At 48.5% G+C, this 14822-nt stretch carries 10 protein-coding genes and 1 pseudogene; 7 read left to right on the plus strand and 4 right to left on the minus strand.

Translation table 11 applies throughout. From position 1 onward, the window contains the following. Positions 1-18: 18 nt before the first annotated feature. Positions 19-2511: a TonB-dependent receptor gene (locus DW083_RS03695; RefSeq protein WP_122331472.1), complete on the minus strand. Its 2493-nt coding sequence runs from the start codon at positions 2509-2511 to the stop codon at positions 19-21. Positions 2512-2767: 256 nt separating this feature from the next. Beyond that, entirely contained in the window at positions 2768-3625 is an 858-nt protein-coding gene (locus DW083_RS03700) for a GLPGLI family protein (RefSeq protein WP_122331473.1), read from the minus strand. Positions 3626-3985: 360 nt separating this feature from the next. Between DW083_RS03700 and DW083_RS03710 the strand changes: the two genes are divergently transcribed. From DW083_RS03710 to DW083_RS03720, 3 genes are all read left to right on the plus strand, one after another. Continuing rightward, positions 3986-5002, plus strand: coding sequence for a DNA-binding protein (locus tag DW083_RS03710; protein ID WP_122331475.1), 1017 nt, complete (start codon positions 3986-3988; stop codon positions 5000-5002). Continuing rightward, positions 4995-5471, plus strand: coding sequence for a Fic family protein (locus DW083_RS03715; protein WP_122331476.1), 477 nt, complete (start codon positions 4995-4997; stop codon positions 5469-5471). Before DW083_RS03710 ends, DW083_RS03715 begins: the two co-directional genes overlap by 8 nt. Before the next feature lie 114 nt (positions 5472-5585). Then, positions 5586-9215 carry a sugar-binding domain-containing protein gene (locus tag DW083_RS03720; RefSeq protein ID WP_122331524.1) on the plus strand — a complete coding sequence of 1210 codons (3630 nt, stop codon included), beginning with the start codon at positions 5586-5588 and terminating at the stop codon, positions 9213-9215. A 38-nt stretch (positions 9216-9253) separates the two neighbouring features. Here the strand turns inward: DW083_RS03720 and DW083_RS03725 are convergent. After that, positions 9254-9970, minus strand: a pseudogene (locus DW083_RS03725) (response regulator transcription factor). Continuing rightward, positions 9967-11175: a sensor histidine kinase KdpD gene (locus DW083_RS03730; RefSeq protein WP_122331477.1), complete on the minus strand. Its 1209-nt coding sequence runs from the start codon at positions 11173-11175 to the stop codon at positions 9967-9969. The pseudogene DW083_RS03725 and the gene DW083_RS03730 overlap by 4 nt, the downstream one beginning before the upstream one ends. Positions 11176-11513: 338 nt before the next feature. Between DW083_RS03730 and DW083_RS22535 the strand changes: the two genes are divergently transcribed. The 4 genes from DW083_RS22535 (at position 11514) to DW083_RS03750 (ending at position 14822) form a co-directional block, all read left to right on the plus strand. After that, entirely contained in the window at positions 11514-11894 is a 381-nt protein-coding gene (locus tag DW083_RS22535) for a metalloprotease family protein (protein ID WP_370038685.1), read from the plus strand. Positions 11895-11901: 7 nt separating this feature from the next. Next, on the plus strand, positions 11902-12501 hold the full coding sequence (locus DW083_RS03740; protein ID WP_122331479.1) for a DUF3267 domain-containing protein: 600 nt from the start codon (positions 11902-11904) through the stop codon (positions 12499-12501). Positions 12502-12524: 23 nt separating this feature from the next. Beyond that, on the plus strand, positions 12525-13109 hold the full coding sequence (locus tag DW083_RS03745; protein ID WP_122331480.1) for a metalloprotease family protein: 585 nt from the start codon (positions 12525-12527) through the stop codon (positions 13107-13109). A gap of 279 nt (positions 13110-13388) precedes the next feature. Next, positions 13389-14822, plus strand: coding sequence for a sensor histidine kinase KdpD (locus DW083_RS03750; protein ID WP_122331481.1), 1434 nt, complete (start codon positions 13389-13391; stop codon positions 14820-14822).

Consider the following 14822-nt stretch of genomic DNA (forward strand, 5'->3'; position numbering starts at 1 on the left):
ACAAAGGTAATAAAATATTCAGAACCTATACCGTGCCGAAACCATAAACTCGCGCGGGCGGATGTTGATCCAGGAGGTGTAGCTTTCGGTGGCGGAGTACTGCGTGTAGCTGTATTGCCGCTTGTTGAACAGGTTGGTGGCTTCGGCGGTGAACTGCCAGCTACCTGTTTTCCAGCGGAAGGAGAGGTCGGCGAAGAAGGCGTTGACGGCTTTGTCGCGGCTGACGTCGTTGTGGTAGTGGTCCACGGCGAGATTGATCTCCACCGGGAAAAGCTCGTAGGAGAGTTGCAGCTTCTGTACGACATTCAGCAGTGGGGTGAGGTCCGTATCACTGCCGATCTTCGATCTTCCTAAGTTGATGGTGGCCTGGTAGCTGGCGGCGAAACTGCGGACAGGTGTCCAGATAACCTTCGGTTCGTATTGCATGAAGTCGTATCGGTAAGGCAAGCGTTCGCCGGCACTCAACTGTTCCGCCTGGTTGCGACCTAAAAGGTAGTTGAGCGAGGTCTTCAGGCCGTAGTCGTAGAAGCCTTTGGAAAACGTCCCTTTCAGCGTCCAGCCGGAAGAGTGGTTCGAGAGGCGGTGGGAGACGAGGGCGATCTGTGCGTCGCGGACCTGTTGTTCGAAGATGCGGTCGGACCAGCCCCGGTTGTGCCCGAGCGAGAGGGTGGCGAAGAACTCGCGTATCGTGTTCTTATATTCCCCGTACAGCGAATAGCTCTGTGTGCGGTTGACCGGCATGATGGCGTTGTTTATCCGCACGTTGCGGTAGTCCGTGCGGTAGGCGTCCGGGTAGAAATCGGTGATGTCGCCGTACTTTTCCCTGTAGTTGGCATGGAAGGAGAAACGCCAGGCATAATTCAACTTATAATTAATGTAGAAGAACGGATTGACGGCCAATCGCGAAAAGTCCGCCTCCGGAAAGGCGGTCCATACGAGCGGAAGATTAAAGGAGAGATTCCATTTGTGCCGGTTCAACTGGTAGTTCGGGGTGAAATAGAGGCTTGTCCCGTTGCGGAGCGAGTTGAGATCGCCCGTCACGCCGGCCGTATATTGCCGCGTCAGGTTTCCTTTCTTGCGGAGGAAGGACAGGGAGTGGTCCATGTAGAGCTGCTGCAAGTCCAACGATTGCCTGTCCCCGTCGATGGTGATCCGTGCCGGCTGGTTGTGGTAGCGCAGCAGGGAACGGACTTCCAGTGTGTATTTATCCCGCGCCCAGATGTTTTGCAGATAGTTCTGTGCACCCATGTCCGGTGTCCGGATGCGCTGGTTGGCGGCCGAACTGCCGGTGATGTAAGAGGTGCCGTTCTCCCAGTTGCCGGACAGGTTGAAGTTGTTTGTCAAGTAATGGCTTTCGGCATTGTTTTCCAGGTTCACGGCCACTTCCGCGCGGTCGGTGCGGACGTGCGTATCGCTTTGCTCCGTCAGGGTGGCGGTGTCGCCCGTCTGGTAAAAGTTCGTGATGCTGCCTCTCTCCTGCCGCTTGAAGTCGTGCAGATAGTTGGCGTTAAGGCGCAGTTGCATCGTCTCGTTCAGCTTGTACACCCGGTTGCCGGAGAGGGAATGCACGTCGTTGAAGAGCAACCGCTCCTTCTTCAGCGGGGCGGAGAAAGATGGCTGGGAGAGGAAGGCGGGCAGAGCCGGTCCCGATTGCCTTTCCAGGCTGTTTTGTGTAAGGACATTCTGCTCGTCCGTCACATCTTTTCCCCGGTTGTTCCCTTTATAGATATAGGCCGACTGGCTTTTCCGGCTAAGCTGTAGCGCATTGCCCATGCCTTGCCACAAGAGGGGAGAGGCGCCCATGCCGCCTTCGACCGTCGTCATCCAGCGGTCGCGGAAGTTGTCTTTCAGCTTGAGGTTGATGGCGATGTCTTCGGTCGTCAGCTTCTTTTGCAGGGCGCGGATGGGCTGGTGGTTCTCCATCACCTGCACGCTCTTAACGGCGTCGGCCTGCAGGTTGTTGGTCAGTTGGTTATACCGTCCGCCCGTCAGGTCCATGCCTTCGACGTAAAACTTGCTGATGCTTTTCCCGTTGTAGGAAATCGTTCCCTCGTCGTCCACATCCACGCCGGGCAGCTTCTTCAACACATCCTTGATTGCCTCGTCACGCGGGCTGATGAACTGAGCGACGTCGTAATTGATCGTGTCCTGCCGCCCGTAGACGCGTCCCGGACGTATCTCGACCTCTTTCAAGGTGAATATCTCCGTTTCGAGGCGTATGTGGACTGTCGAACCGGCAGTGACTCTCTGCTGGACGGGCTTGTATCCCAATAGCGAGACATGGATCAGGAGCGAGTCGCCGGCCTGTCGGAGCGGCAGGTTGAACTGTCCGTTTGCGTCCGTCAGAGTGTAAGTCAGCGGAACCGGCTGTCCGGCTTTCCGTATCTGCACGGTCGCAGCGTCTACGGGTTGCCCGCTTTCGGCATCGGTCACGATCCCTTTTATGGATTGCTGGGCAGACAGGTTGCAGGCGATAAAGAGGAGAATGAATATGTATAGGAAGCTTTTCATCGTTTTATACTTGCTTATAATTTGAATGACTTAGGAGTAAATTAGCATAGACCCTTATCTTTGTTTGAATGGAGTCCCATCTAATCCTTGTCCGACCCGGGTCGAACGGTTGTTTGACCTCCGTCGAACAGCTGTCCCACCCTCGTCGAACAGCTGTCCGACCCGGGTCGGACAAGGTTTTTGTGGGAGCCGGATGGGAATGGGATGGGAACAGAGGAAAAATAGAAGGGAGCTGAGGGAAACTAAGTCCCTTGTGTTACTCTCTTTCTATGGGGTTGTAGGGCGTATTCTTCGGGTGATAGGGTTGCCCGTTCTCGTCTGTGACTGTGATCTGGACATGGGGCGCCGTATCTTTCAGGTAGCCGATCGGGTCGGCGGCGAAGCGTTCGTGCACCTTGCGGAGGTCTTTGCGGGAGATGGGCTCGTATTCGGTGCCGGTGAACTGGATCGTTTCTTCTTCGCGCACCTTCTCGATGCCGGTGCAGACGAAGGTGTAGTGCTGTTGGCTGTCGGAGGCTTTCAGGATCAGTCCGGGAAGGCCTTGCAGCTTCCAAGGACCTTCGCTCCGGGGAATCTCCGGCGTGTACCAGGCCTCGTAATCCCGTCCGCGGAAACGGCAGGTCGCTTTGTAGCAGGTGTACGTGAGGATGGTCGCCGTGTCGGGCAGTAATTCCCAGGCGGGTAGTTCGGTCTTTTCCTCGCAGCGGAAGTTGCTGGCGGCGATCGGTTCGAGCATGGTCAGCTTCCCTTCGGGATAGTTCTTGAAGATCTGGTAGTTCACATTCGCACTGCCTTGCTTCAGGTGTTCCTGGATGATTTCTTGTGATGCGCCGGATGCTTTGTCCGCCTCGATAAGCGAGTCCATGCGGAAGCGGGCGTAGCTGTAGAAGACGGAACTTTTGGGACCGACCTTCAGCATCATCGTCTCGTCGACCGGTTTGTCCGGATGGAGCGTATCGCCGACAAAGGTGGTGTTATACTGCGCAGTAAAGAGCACTTTGTCCACCGGCTTTGATTTGAGCACGTCATTGATATTGTACACATTGATATTAAATTGAGCCTGTGCGCCGAAGCAGCTCAACAAAAGAACTGTAGATAATACGAATCGTTTCATAACTTTATCGTTTTAGAGTGTTTGTCTGCTGCAAAAGTAGCGGGTAGCAGGGGGCCGGGACGAGTAAAGTTATTACTGAAATATTACGGCGGGATTATTATAGGCCTGCTTTCAGATGAGTAGCATATAAAAAGGTTGATAAACAGTGTTGTATTCGAGATAACATGGTTCTGTGCAAAAAACATCAAAATTAAAGAGGAAAAGTATATTTCGACCGAAAACTTTCTGGATGTCAGCCCTCTTTATTATCTTTGTAATTTTCGGTGTAAGTTACCCAAAGACGAGGATGTAATTTTTCCTCCGATAGAGTTGTTTGTTGAGATTTGGTACACATCGAGTATCAATTATAATGGATAAATTATGAAAGATTTGACAGTCTCCGACATCGAGCGTCAGAATGTGCTGAACAATCGTTTTGCAGTTGATGAGATACAAAAACATCTTGATATAACGGGAATGTTATTTGATGGAGAGTATCGATTTACAAAAAAAATGGTTGCCGATTTCTATGAAGTAGATATGTCTACCATAGACCGTTACCTTTCGCTGAATAGTGACGAATTAAAACATAATGGATATGTTTTATGTAAGGGTAAATCGTTGAAAGAGTTTAAGTTGCAGTTTGCTCACCTTATAAATGAGGCGAGCAAAACCACTCAACTCGGTTTATTCAATTTCCGAGCATTTTTAAACATCGGCATGCTGCTGACAGAAAGCGAAAAAGCAAAGGCTGTACGTAGTATGATTTTGGATTTGGTAATAGCTACCATCAATAAGAAAACAGGTGGAGGAACAAAATTCATCAATCGTAGGGACGTGTATTACATACCCGCTGCGATCACTGAAGAAAACTATCGTAGAAACCTTACTTCTGCAGTCAATCAATGCGTAAACGGGCATCAAACCTATAAGTATGCACAAGTTACGGACTTCATCTACAAAGCGGTATTCAAGGAGAACGCTAAAGAATACCGTGAAGTACTCAACTTAGATACCAAAGATAATGTGCGGCATACGCTTTATGCGGAAGTACTGCTTGTAATATCTTCTTTTGAAAATGGAGTAGGCGCAGTAATTCAAGAACGTTATAAAGCAAAACATAGTGTTAAGTTGACAATGAAAGAAGTCGAGGATATTGTCGATGAGCTTGCTGAGCATCCTATGCAGAAACCGTATTTAAATGATGCCCGAACAAAGATGGCTTCAAGGGATTACAGCTTCCGTGATGCTTATCATGGAAATATTGCCAATTATCTGAAAGCTGTAACGCCCGAAGAGTTCGAGCGTTTTATAGGCGACCAATCTATTGATTTTGATCACATCTTGGAGGAAAATAAGGATGTGCTTAAACGCTTAAAGCAAGCAGAGAATGAATGATAAAATAAAATATATCAACTATGACGAAACGTTGGATATTTATCATCGTATGATAGATGCCAGTGATGGTGGATTTGAAGGCGTGCGCGATGAAGGCGGTATCCTTGCCACCCTTGATTTCGTGCAAAATGATGTGTATTATCCATTGTTTGTAGATAAGTTGTCATACATTGTTTTTAAGTTTTGTTCCGGTCATTATTTCAACGATGGGAACAAGCGTATTGCCCTTACCCTGGGGGCTTATTTCTTACATAAAAATGCCTATTATTGGCAGGCGTGTGTTTTCATGCGTCAATTAGAATCTATTGTTTATCATGTTGCCGCTTCCAATATAGACCAAGAATTATTGTTGCGCATTGTGAATTGTTTCATGGATGGACAAGATTATGATGAAGAATTGAAGATAGATATTGCTAATGCAATGAGCAGAGGAGAACTTGGAATTAGAGGAGAGGATTACGAATTATGAATGGAAAACAATTTTTATTCGTCTATTCCACCGTTTTTCCGTAAGTTTGTGCAAACTTCTTCGCAGGAGGGGGTTAGGCGTTTGGGTAGCATGAAATTAAACAAACATTCATATATGAAGACTTTTAATGAACAGAAAAAGAGTGTCCGTGTTCTCACCCTTTGCGGGGCGGCGGTGGCGTCGTTAATCCTCTGGGGATGTGGTGGAACAGGCACGACGGCCGAATCGTTCGAGCGGTCGGACTATTACACGCGTGGTATCGGCCAGTATCCCGGCGATCCGAAGGAAGACTTCTCTCCTTCCTTAGCTCCGGATTGTTCGACTTACAGGAACATTGCCCTCCAACGGGCGGCTTATTCCTCTTCCAGCCATGACTACAACCTTGTAGCACAGTTGGCGACAGACGGGATCGTGACGGACAAGCAACCGCAGTATCTGAACCTATCGACTCCGGATGGCGACGTGCCGCGGCGTGAACGCGAGTGGATGATCGACGAAGGTCCGTATTCCCGCAACACCTTTCCCGGCGCGGATACCTATTTCCGGTTTACGCTGGCCAACTATAGCAAGGCGGTCGACAAGCTGTCGCTGGTAGGAACAGTCGTTTATGACGATGCCGTATCGAAAGGCGGTTATGAAATCGTCTGCGAAGGCTCCAACGACGGAGAGAACTGGACGGAAACCGGTAAACTGAGCGGAAACGACTTGCCTGGTAAGGCGGTGTCCGGACGGGTGACGGTGACCGACCCGAACAAGCAGACCGGAGAAACAACAATGCCGGTCCGCAAACTAAATGAAACGATTACATTTAATAAGGAGGCTAACTACTCGAACTATCGCGTCCGCCTGAAGATGGCAGGCGCGCACGACTGGGTGTTTACGGAGGCTAACTTCTACGATAAAGGGGAATTGGTGGAAATGAAACCGTCCCAGTTCTTCAACAGCGCCTGGATGAGCGCCACTACGGGAGAAGAATGGCTGTATGTGGATTTGGGCAGCACGTCCGAAGTAGACAAGGTCATCCTACACTGGATCAATAAAGCCGTTAAGGGTAAAGTCCAGCTGTCTGACGATGCCACGCAGTGGACAGACGCTTCCGAACTGCCGGGCGGCGACGGCCTGAGAGACGAAATCGACCTCGGCGGCAGACAGAAAGCCCGCTACGTGCGTGTCCTTATGCAGCAGCCGGCTAATGGCAGCCGTTATATCCTGAGTGAGGTGGAAGTGATGGGTAAAGGTGGACTGGTGGCACAGCCTGTTGCGACTCCTGCCGCGTCGAAAGGCGAGATCAACCTCTCCGGTGGTAACTGGAAGCTTCAGCGCGCTTCGGAAGTGAGCGCTTCCGGCGAAGAGATATCGACTCCCGCCTTCCAGCCTGCGAACTGGATTGTGGCGACTGTTCCGGGAACTGTCCTGAGCAGTTACAAGAATATCGGGGCGATCGGCGATCCGAACTATGCGGATAACCAGTTGCATGTTTCCGAATCATTCTTCTGGTCCGACTTCTGGTACAGGGATGAGTTTGAGGTGCCCGAAGGATTCAAGCAAGACCGCCTGTTCCTGAACTTCGATGGTATCAACTGGAAAGCGAATGTATATGTGAACGGTAAGAAGGTCGGACGCATCGAAGGCGCCTTCATGCGCGGCAAGTTCGACGTGACGGATGCCGTCGTTCCGGGAAAGAACGTGGTGGCCGTCGAGATCATCAAGAATACGCATATCGGAGCAATCAAGGAAAAGAATAAACAGAGCACGGACTTCAACGGCGGTATCTTAGGTGCTGATAACCCGACGTTCCATGCGACAATCGGTTGGGACTGGATCCCGACGGTTCGCGGCCGTAACATCGGTATCTGGAACGATGTCAGCCTGACGACTACGGGTAAGGTGACGGTTGCCGATCCGCTCGTACAGTCTGTCTTGCCGTTGCCCGACACGACATCGGCTACATTGACGGCTGAAGTGATCGTGAAGAACCACGATGCCAATGCCGTTAAAGGTACGTTGGAAGGCAAGGTCGGAGAGATCACGTTCCAGCAGCCGGTAGAACTGGCGGTCGGAGAAGAAAAGACGGTGGTTTTCGACGCCAAGGACTTCCCGCAGTTGAAGGTCGAGAACCCGCGCCTGTGGTGGCCGAACGGTTACGGAGCGCCGAACCTCTATGATGCGAACTTCACGTTCAAGATCGACGATAAGGTTTCGGATGCTAAAGACTTCAAAGTCGGTATCCGCCAGATGACGTTTAACGAAGACAATCATATTCTGACCCTCTTTGTCAACGGACGCCGCTTTATCGGTCGTGGCGGTAACTGGGGATTCGGTGAATCGAACCTGAACTACCGTGGCCGTGAATATGACATCGCCGTGGCTTATCATGCGGATATGAATTTCACGATGATGCGTAACTGGGTCGGCATGATCGGCGACAAGGAGCTGTATGAAGCCTGCGACCGCCATGGTATCATGATCTGGCAGGATTTCTGGCTGGCAAACCCGGCCGACGGACCTGATCCTTATTACCCGGAATTGTTTATCGCCAACGCGGAAGACTACGTGAAACGCATCCGCAGCCATGCCTCTATCGGACTGTATTGCGGACGTAACGAAGGTTTCCCGCCGGAGCAGATCGAAAAGGCGCTCCGCCGTATCATCAAGGCTGAACATCCCGACATCCATTATATTCCGAGCTCGGCAGACGATGTAGTGAGTGGCCACGGCCCGTACCGCATGCTCCCGGCAAAAGAATACTTTACGTTGAAGACCGGTAACGATAAGTTCCACAGCGAACGCGGTATGCCGAACGTGATGACCTACGAAAGTATGCTCCGCACCTTCTCACCGGAAGGAATCTGGCCGCAGGGCGACCAGTGGGGTATGCACGATTATACACGCGAAGGGGCGCAGGGCGCTACCTCTTTCAACGAGATTATCGCAAAAGGTTATGGCAATCCCCAAAGCGCCAAAGAGTTTGCCGAACTGGCACAGTGGGTGAACTACGACGGCCACCGCAGTCTGTTCGAATCGCGCAGCATGAACCGCAAAGGCTTGCTGATGTGGATGAGTCATCCTTGCTGGCCTTCTATGGTATGGCAGACCTACGACTACTATTTCGAACCGACAGCCGCCTACTTTGCTATCAAGAAGGCTTCCGAACCGTTGCATATCCAGTGGAATCCGGTAACCGACGAGGTGGAAGTTGTCAACTACAATGCCGGTGTACATAAAGGCCTGACGGCAAAAGTGCAGATCCTGAATATGGATGCATCCGTAGTCTGGGAAAAAGAAACGACACTCGACAGTAACGAAGACACAACCGATAAATGTATCAAGCTGGAATTCCCGGCCGACATCTCGAAGGTCCATTTCATCAAGATGACGCTGACCGAGAACGGCAAAGTTATTTCCGATAACTTCTACCACCGCAGCCTTGAAGAGAACAACTATCAGGATCTGGCCAAGTTGCCGAAGGTCGCTTTGCAATCCGACATCACGACGGATAAAGCCCCTGACGGAACCTGGAACGCGACAGCCGTTATCGAGAATACGACTTCCACCCCGGCCCTGATGATCCGCCTCAACGTGGTAGGTGAGCAGGACGGACAGCAGTTCCTCCCGATGTTCTATTCGGACAACTACTTCTCTTTGCTCCCGGGCGAAAAGAAAGAAGTCCGCATCCACTGGAAGGATGAAGACACCCGCGGCAATGCGCCGAAGGTGGTTGTTTTAGGATATAATGTAGAATAACAAAAGGATTATATTGTTTCTCATATATGGGGCAGGTTTCAAACCTGCCCCTGTTTGTTTTCGGTTATAATCATCAGCCCGATTCCTTTTACCGTCTTGATGCAGATTGTTTCGTCTTTTGACAACAGCTTGCGTAGTTTGGTTACGAATACATCGAGGCTGCGGGAGGCGAAATAATCGTCTTCCGTATTCCAGAACTTGTCTAAGATGACTTCGCGGCGGACCACTTCGCCCGGTTTGCGGAACAGGAGTTCCAGGATGCCGGTTTCGCGTGGGGTGAGCAGTTGGGTGCTGCCGGAGGTGTGGAGCAGTGTAGCCTAGATAGGATTCAAGGTGTAGTTGCCGACTGTAAAGGTTTGCTGTGCGGCGCTTTTCTCCGCCGTCCCTTGCTTCATGCGGAGCAGGGCGTGGACGTGGGCATCCAGCTCTTCGGGGAGAAAAGGCTTCTTTACGTAATTGTTGACTCCTAATTCGTAACCTTTTACCACATCTTTGGGTGAGACACGGGCGGAGGAAAACAGGATCGGAATCTCCTGGTCCGTTTCCCGGATGCGGCGTACCATCTCGTAGCCGTCCATGACCGGCATTTCGATGTCGGCAACAATCACATCCGGCTTGTCCCGATGGTAAGCTTCCAGCCCTTCTTTTCCGTTGTGGGCGATCGATACTTCATAATCGCCGATCATATCTTCCAAGGCGCTCTGAATAATATAACTCAGGTTCGCGTCGTCTTCTACTAATAGTAACTTTATCATATTGTTATTTCGTGTTCTGTGGGTAAAGGTAATGAGATCGTAAATTCGCTGTACTTCCCTTCCTGGCTCTCGACGCTGACGTAGCCGCCATGCGAGCGGGTGACGTTCATCACGTAGTTCAGTCCCAAGCCGAACCCGGTGACGTTGTTTGCCGCACTGCGACGGCTGGCGGAAGCGCGTTCGAACTTGTCAAAGATATGATTTTGTGCGGAGAGGGAGATACCGATTCCGTTGTCTTTTACCTTGATCTGTATAAATTTATTGTAGGTGCAGGAGCTGATTTGTATTTCGATTGTCTCTTTCGAGTACTTGATGGCGTTGTCTATCAGGTTGCTGACCGCCTCTTTCAGGTATTCTTCGTCTGCAAATATCTCTTCTGCTTCAATATTCAGGTTGAAGGTAACGGGTTTGCTTGTCTTGGCGGCAAACATCTGTGTCAGTTCCTCTATCATCGGACGGATGGAAATCCAATTCTTTTCCAGCAAGAGTTGCCCGTGTTCCAGTTTGGAAATGGTCAGAACCTTGTTGGTTAGCGCCAACAGGTGCTCCGTCTCCTTTTCCAGAATATCGAAGAACTTCTCTTTCTTCTCCGGCTTGTCGTCCAGCTTCCCGCTCCGGAGGATGCGGGCTCCCATCAGGATGGAGCTGAGCGGTGTTTTCATATCGTGGATCATGGCATAGGAAAAGTCTTCACGCATCCGGGCTACTTCATCCTGCCGTTTGATGATGTTGATTTGTTTCTGGATACCGATCAGCAGTATAATCAGTGCGATGGCTGTACCGAAAAAGTAATACAGCAGCCGGCCGATGGAGCCTGCGCGTGGATTGATGATATGGGCTTGTACGCCTTGCGTGTCGTTGATCGGATAGACAAATGTATGCCGTTCGTTGAACAACTGTTCGTAGTCGGAGAAATACCGGATGTCTTTCCTTAAAACGGTTTCCGGATCGCTGAGGGAGACGGTATCTATGCGGAACACAAGTTTGTCCAGTTCTCTTTTATTGAGTTCTTCCCTGAACAGGGCCGGAAATTCTTTTGTCTTATCTGCATCGTATTGTTCCGTCGTGTGGCAGAAGGCCTCGTACACTTGTCGTGCCAACAGCCCTTTTGTCAATGAATAGCTCCTGCCTATCCATTGCCCCATCAGGAAAAGGACGACAAAGACAGCGACGGCTGTTAATATAATATAGAATGATTTCGTCATAACTTCTTGATTTCACCGGCAAATATAGGTATTTCACCATTCCCTGCACCCTTTGTTTTCCATCTTAACGTAAAGATAACGTTGAGATAACTTTCTATCTCTTTCCTCTCCCGTATCTTTGCAGTGTAGAAATCAAAAAACAAATACGATATGGAAACGAAAGATAAAAGGATAGAAGAATATATACCTCGGGAGGAGTGGAAGTTAAGGCTCCTATGGGTAAGAGAAGGCTATGGATAGTTTTTTGTTTTGTACTTCTTATCATGAGTTTGATGTTATTCGATTATATATGGGGCGATTCGAAATATTCGGTTGGAGGTCTTGGCGGACTTTTCCTTATGTGTGCAACTTATATCTCTTTTCAGTTTCTTCTACTGTATTTTTTTACAGGAAGAGATATTCGGGCTCTTCGTTTTCGTATACATTGGGGAATAACAGGACTTTTTTTGAAAAAGCCAATGCCTTTGAAATATTATCGTGTGATGTTAGCACTGCCGGCTACAGTATTGGGTGTATTACCTTCCATACATGGATTGTGTACCGGGAATCCAACGTGCTATGCAGTAGGGTTGGTTCTACTATATACAGGTGCGATGGGTGATTTTGTCTATTTGTGGAAACTCCGCCATTTTAGCGGAGAAGACATGATCGTAGATGGAGAAGAACCTTATTCCGCAATAGTTTTTAAAGGGACATATATTAATTCAGATAAAATGTAACAACGATATGGAAACACAAGATAAAAGAATGGGAGAGTATATTCACCCGGAAGGAGTGGTAGTGGAAGTGAATGTTAGCCGAATAATTACGATATGTAGCTATTTATTTCTTTTCTTAGCTATGGCGGGAGGGCTATTATTTAACTCTGTATGGGGAGGAGTTCCCGAGTATCAGGCAGGGCGTGAAGTAGGAAAAATGTTGAGGATGTTTGTTTTCAGTTTGAAAGGCATATCGATTCTTTTTCTTTTTATGCTGGTTTATCACTTAATGCAATATGCATTGCTTTATTGGTTTTCCGGAAAAGACCGTCGGGCTATATGTTGGAATAAAGATTGGAAATGTTTCGGTCTCTTATTAGTGAAACCTCTCGCTTTGAGATACTATCGTCTGGTGTTGCTGGCTCCGTTCTTTATATTGGGTATTTTCCCTATGGTACATGGGTTCTGCTCAGGAAACCTGTTTATTTATGTTTTTGGAATTCTTTCTACTGGTATTGTTTTTGGAGATTGTTACTATTGCTGGAAACTCCGCTCTTTTAGGGCAGAAGATAAAATAGTAGATGGAAAGAAGCCTTATTCCTGTATGATTGTTAAAAGTACGTATTAATTCGGATAAAATGTAACAACGATATGGACACAAAAGATAAAAGATTAGAAGAATATATACATCCGGAGGGGATGGAGGTGAAAATGAAAGCTGGCTGGATAAATGGAAGAGGCGTGGTATTAATACTAATGGTCGTCATAATAGGTGGCTGGTTATTTAATTATATCTGGGGGAAAGGTTCTGCTTTTGATTCTGGCCATCAGTTGGGGTATGCAATCAAGTATATAGGGATTGTCTGTATATTGTTTGGTTTTGCAGGATATATTTTGATTCAGTATGCCGTGCTGTATTATTTTTCCGGCCGAGACCGTCATGCTTTACAATGGAAGATGGATCAGGGGGCGTGGCGATTTCTACTGGTTAAGCCAATGGCATTGAAGTATTATCGCGTGGCGTTATTATTGCCTTTCCTTGTGATGGGGTTACTGCCTATGTTACACGGATTTTGTATGGGAAACCCCTTAGTCTACTATTTCGGCGGTTATTGCCTTATTTGTAGCAGCAATGACTTTTGGTATTTCCTAAAACTTCGGTCTTTTAAAGACGAGGATAAGATTGTTGATGGAAAACGGTCGTTTAATGCTACTATTATCAAAGAAACTTATTAATACATATATATATTATGGAATCAAAATTACACCAACTGATTGTGCGTTATTACGAGGACAAGAGATACCGAAATGGCATAAATATACTGTTATGCTTAGTCTCTTTGGCAATGATCTATCGTTTAGGTTATGTCGTAGGGAGATTTTTCTATTATGTGCAACAAAATTTCTTTTCCTGATTTATTACTAAAATATTACGCTGCCCGAAAAAGAGCCGTCTCCATACGGGACTTATCGGGCAGCCTTTCTATCTTTGCCGGAAAGAAATAAGACGGGCAGATGGAAAAGCGGATCAAACTGATTTATATATTATCCTTGCTTTCGGCATTGGTAGCAATCGGCGTACAGGGATATTGGCTGTATAACCAATATTACTATGAGGCTGAACGGTATGCGGACGAGGTAGCTGCCGATGTATTGCGTGTCGGAGATGAAGAATTTGCCGGGCGTAAGAAGGTGGCGTTAGGGGATGATACTTCGTTTATTCTCGGCCGGAACTCGCAAACCAAATCAAAGCAAGATACTGTTTCACGGAATGTCCTGACACAGCTTAGCTTGAACTTCGACAGGAAGGGGATGCCCGATACAGCAAACGAAGACCAGGTGAATATAACAAAGCTTCGTATCTCTTTTGACCCATATCTTCCAGAGGACAGTATTATTCATGGCGTGGAGCGTAGTGTGGTCAATCACCATATACCTTTTCGGACGGAACGGCTCGACAGTCTACTTAGGGAACGTTTGCCGCAGTATGATTTCCGGGTATCATTTTTGCCGGAGGGAGATACGTTAAGCCGGTTCGCTTCTTGGGAAATCTTGCCGGGGCATCTATTCCCGCCTTGCTTAGGTGTCAAATACCGCTATGCGCCGTTAGAAAGAAAAGGAGTGATGATCGAGGTTGGCTTCACTGCTAATTCTTTATTGAAGAAGATGGCTTGGCAATTGGTATTCAGTCTTTTCCTGATTGTCTTATTATTGGGCTGTTTAGCTTTCCTGATCAAAACGATCCTTACACAGAAGAAGTTAGGCGAATTGCGCGAAAGCTTCGTCCACACAATGATTCATGAGTTGCGCCGTCCGGTGCAGACTATCAAGATGTGCATCGCTTTTCTGAATGACAAGCAGATGCGGACGGATGAGGCGGCGAGCGATGAGGCTGTGCAGGATGCGATGTTCGAGTTGGATAATCTTTCTGCTTATTTAGGGAAACTGAAGAATATGGTGAGTGCCGACGGTAGTGCGACGCTATTGCATCCTGTCGCGTTTAATCTACAGGAGTTGGTGGAAAAGGTCATTCGCCTGATCCATATCCCTTCCGGAAAACAGGTTACGTTCTCCACGGCTTTCCCTCCGGAACTTCCGCCTGTTACGGCTGATCCGGTACATATCGCCAATATCCTCAGTAACCTGATCGAGAATGCGATTAAGTACTCCGGTCCGGAAGTGAATATCCGGGTGGTTATTATCCGCAATGAACAGTCGGTCGTGTTGACGGTTGCCGATAATGGCGTGGGCATTGCTCCGGATGAACAAAGAAAAGTGTTTGATAAATTCTACCGTTCTGCCCGTCTGCCGGATAAACAGATTCCGGGATTAGGACTGGGGCTGAGCTATGTGCGCCAGGTTGTCGAGGCGCATCACGGGCATGTATCGCTCCGCAGTGAAGTCGGGAAGGGAACGGAAGTAACAGTGGAAATCCCTAATATAAGATGA

The sequence above is a fragment of the Parabacteroides sp. AF48-14 genome (assembly GCF_003477465.1).
Lineage (GTDB): Bacteria > Bacteroidota > Bacteroidia > Bacteroidales > Tannerellaceae > Parabacteroides > Parabacteroides acidifaciens.

Coding starts and splice junctions, on each gene's coding strand:
- DW083_RS03720 (WP_122331524.1), top strand. CDS start 5,586: ATGAAGACTTTTAATGAACAGAAAAAGAGTGTCCGTGTTCTCACCCTT.
- DW083_RS22535 (WP_370038685.1), top strand. CDS start 11,514: ATGTGTGCAACTTATATCTCTTTTCAGTTTCTTCTACTGTATTTTTTT.
- DW083_RS03730 (WP_122331477.1), bottom strand. CDS start 11,175: ATGACGAAATCATTCTATATTATATTAACAGCCGTCGCTGTCTTTGTC.
- DW083_RS03710 (WP_122331475.1), top strand. CDS start 3,986: ATGAAAGATTTGACAGTCTCCGACATCGAGCGTCAGAATGTGCTGAAC.
- DW083_RS03715 (WP_122331476.1), top strand. CDS start 4,995: ATGAATGATAAAATAAAATATATCAACTATGACGAAACGTTGGATATT.
- DW083_RS03700 (WP_122331473.1), bottom strand. CDS start 3,625: ATGAAACGATTCGTATTATCTACAGTTCTTTTGTTGAGCTGCTTCGGC.
- DW083_RS03695 (WP_122331472.1), bottom strand. CDS start 2,511: ATGAAAAGCTTCCTATACATATTCATTCTCCTCTTTATCGCCTGCAAC.
- DW083_RS03745 (WP_122331480.1), top strand. CDS start 12,525: ATGGACACAAAAGATAAAAGATTAGAAGAATATATACATCCGGAGGGG.
- DW083_RS03740 (WP_122331479.1), top strand. CDS start 11,902: ATGGAAACACAAGATAAAAGAATGGGAGAGTATATTCACCCGGAAGGA.
- DW083_RS03750 (WP_122331481.1), top strand. CDS start 13,389: ATGGAAAAGCGGATCAAACTGATTTATATATTATCCTTGCTTTCGGCA.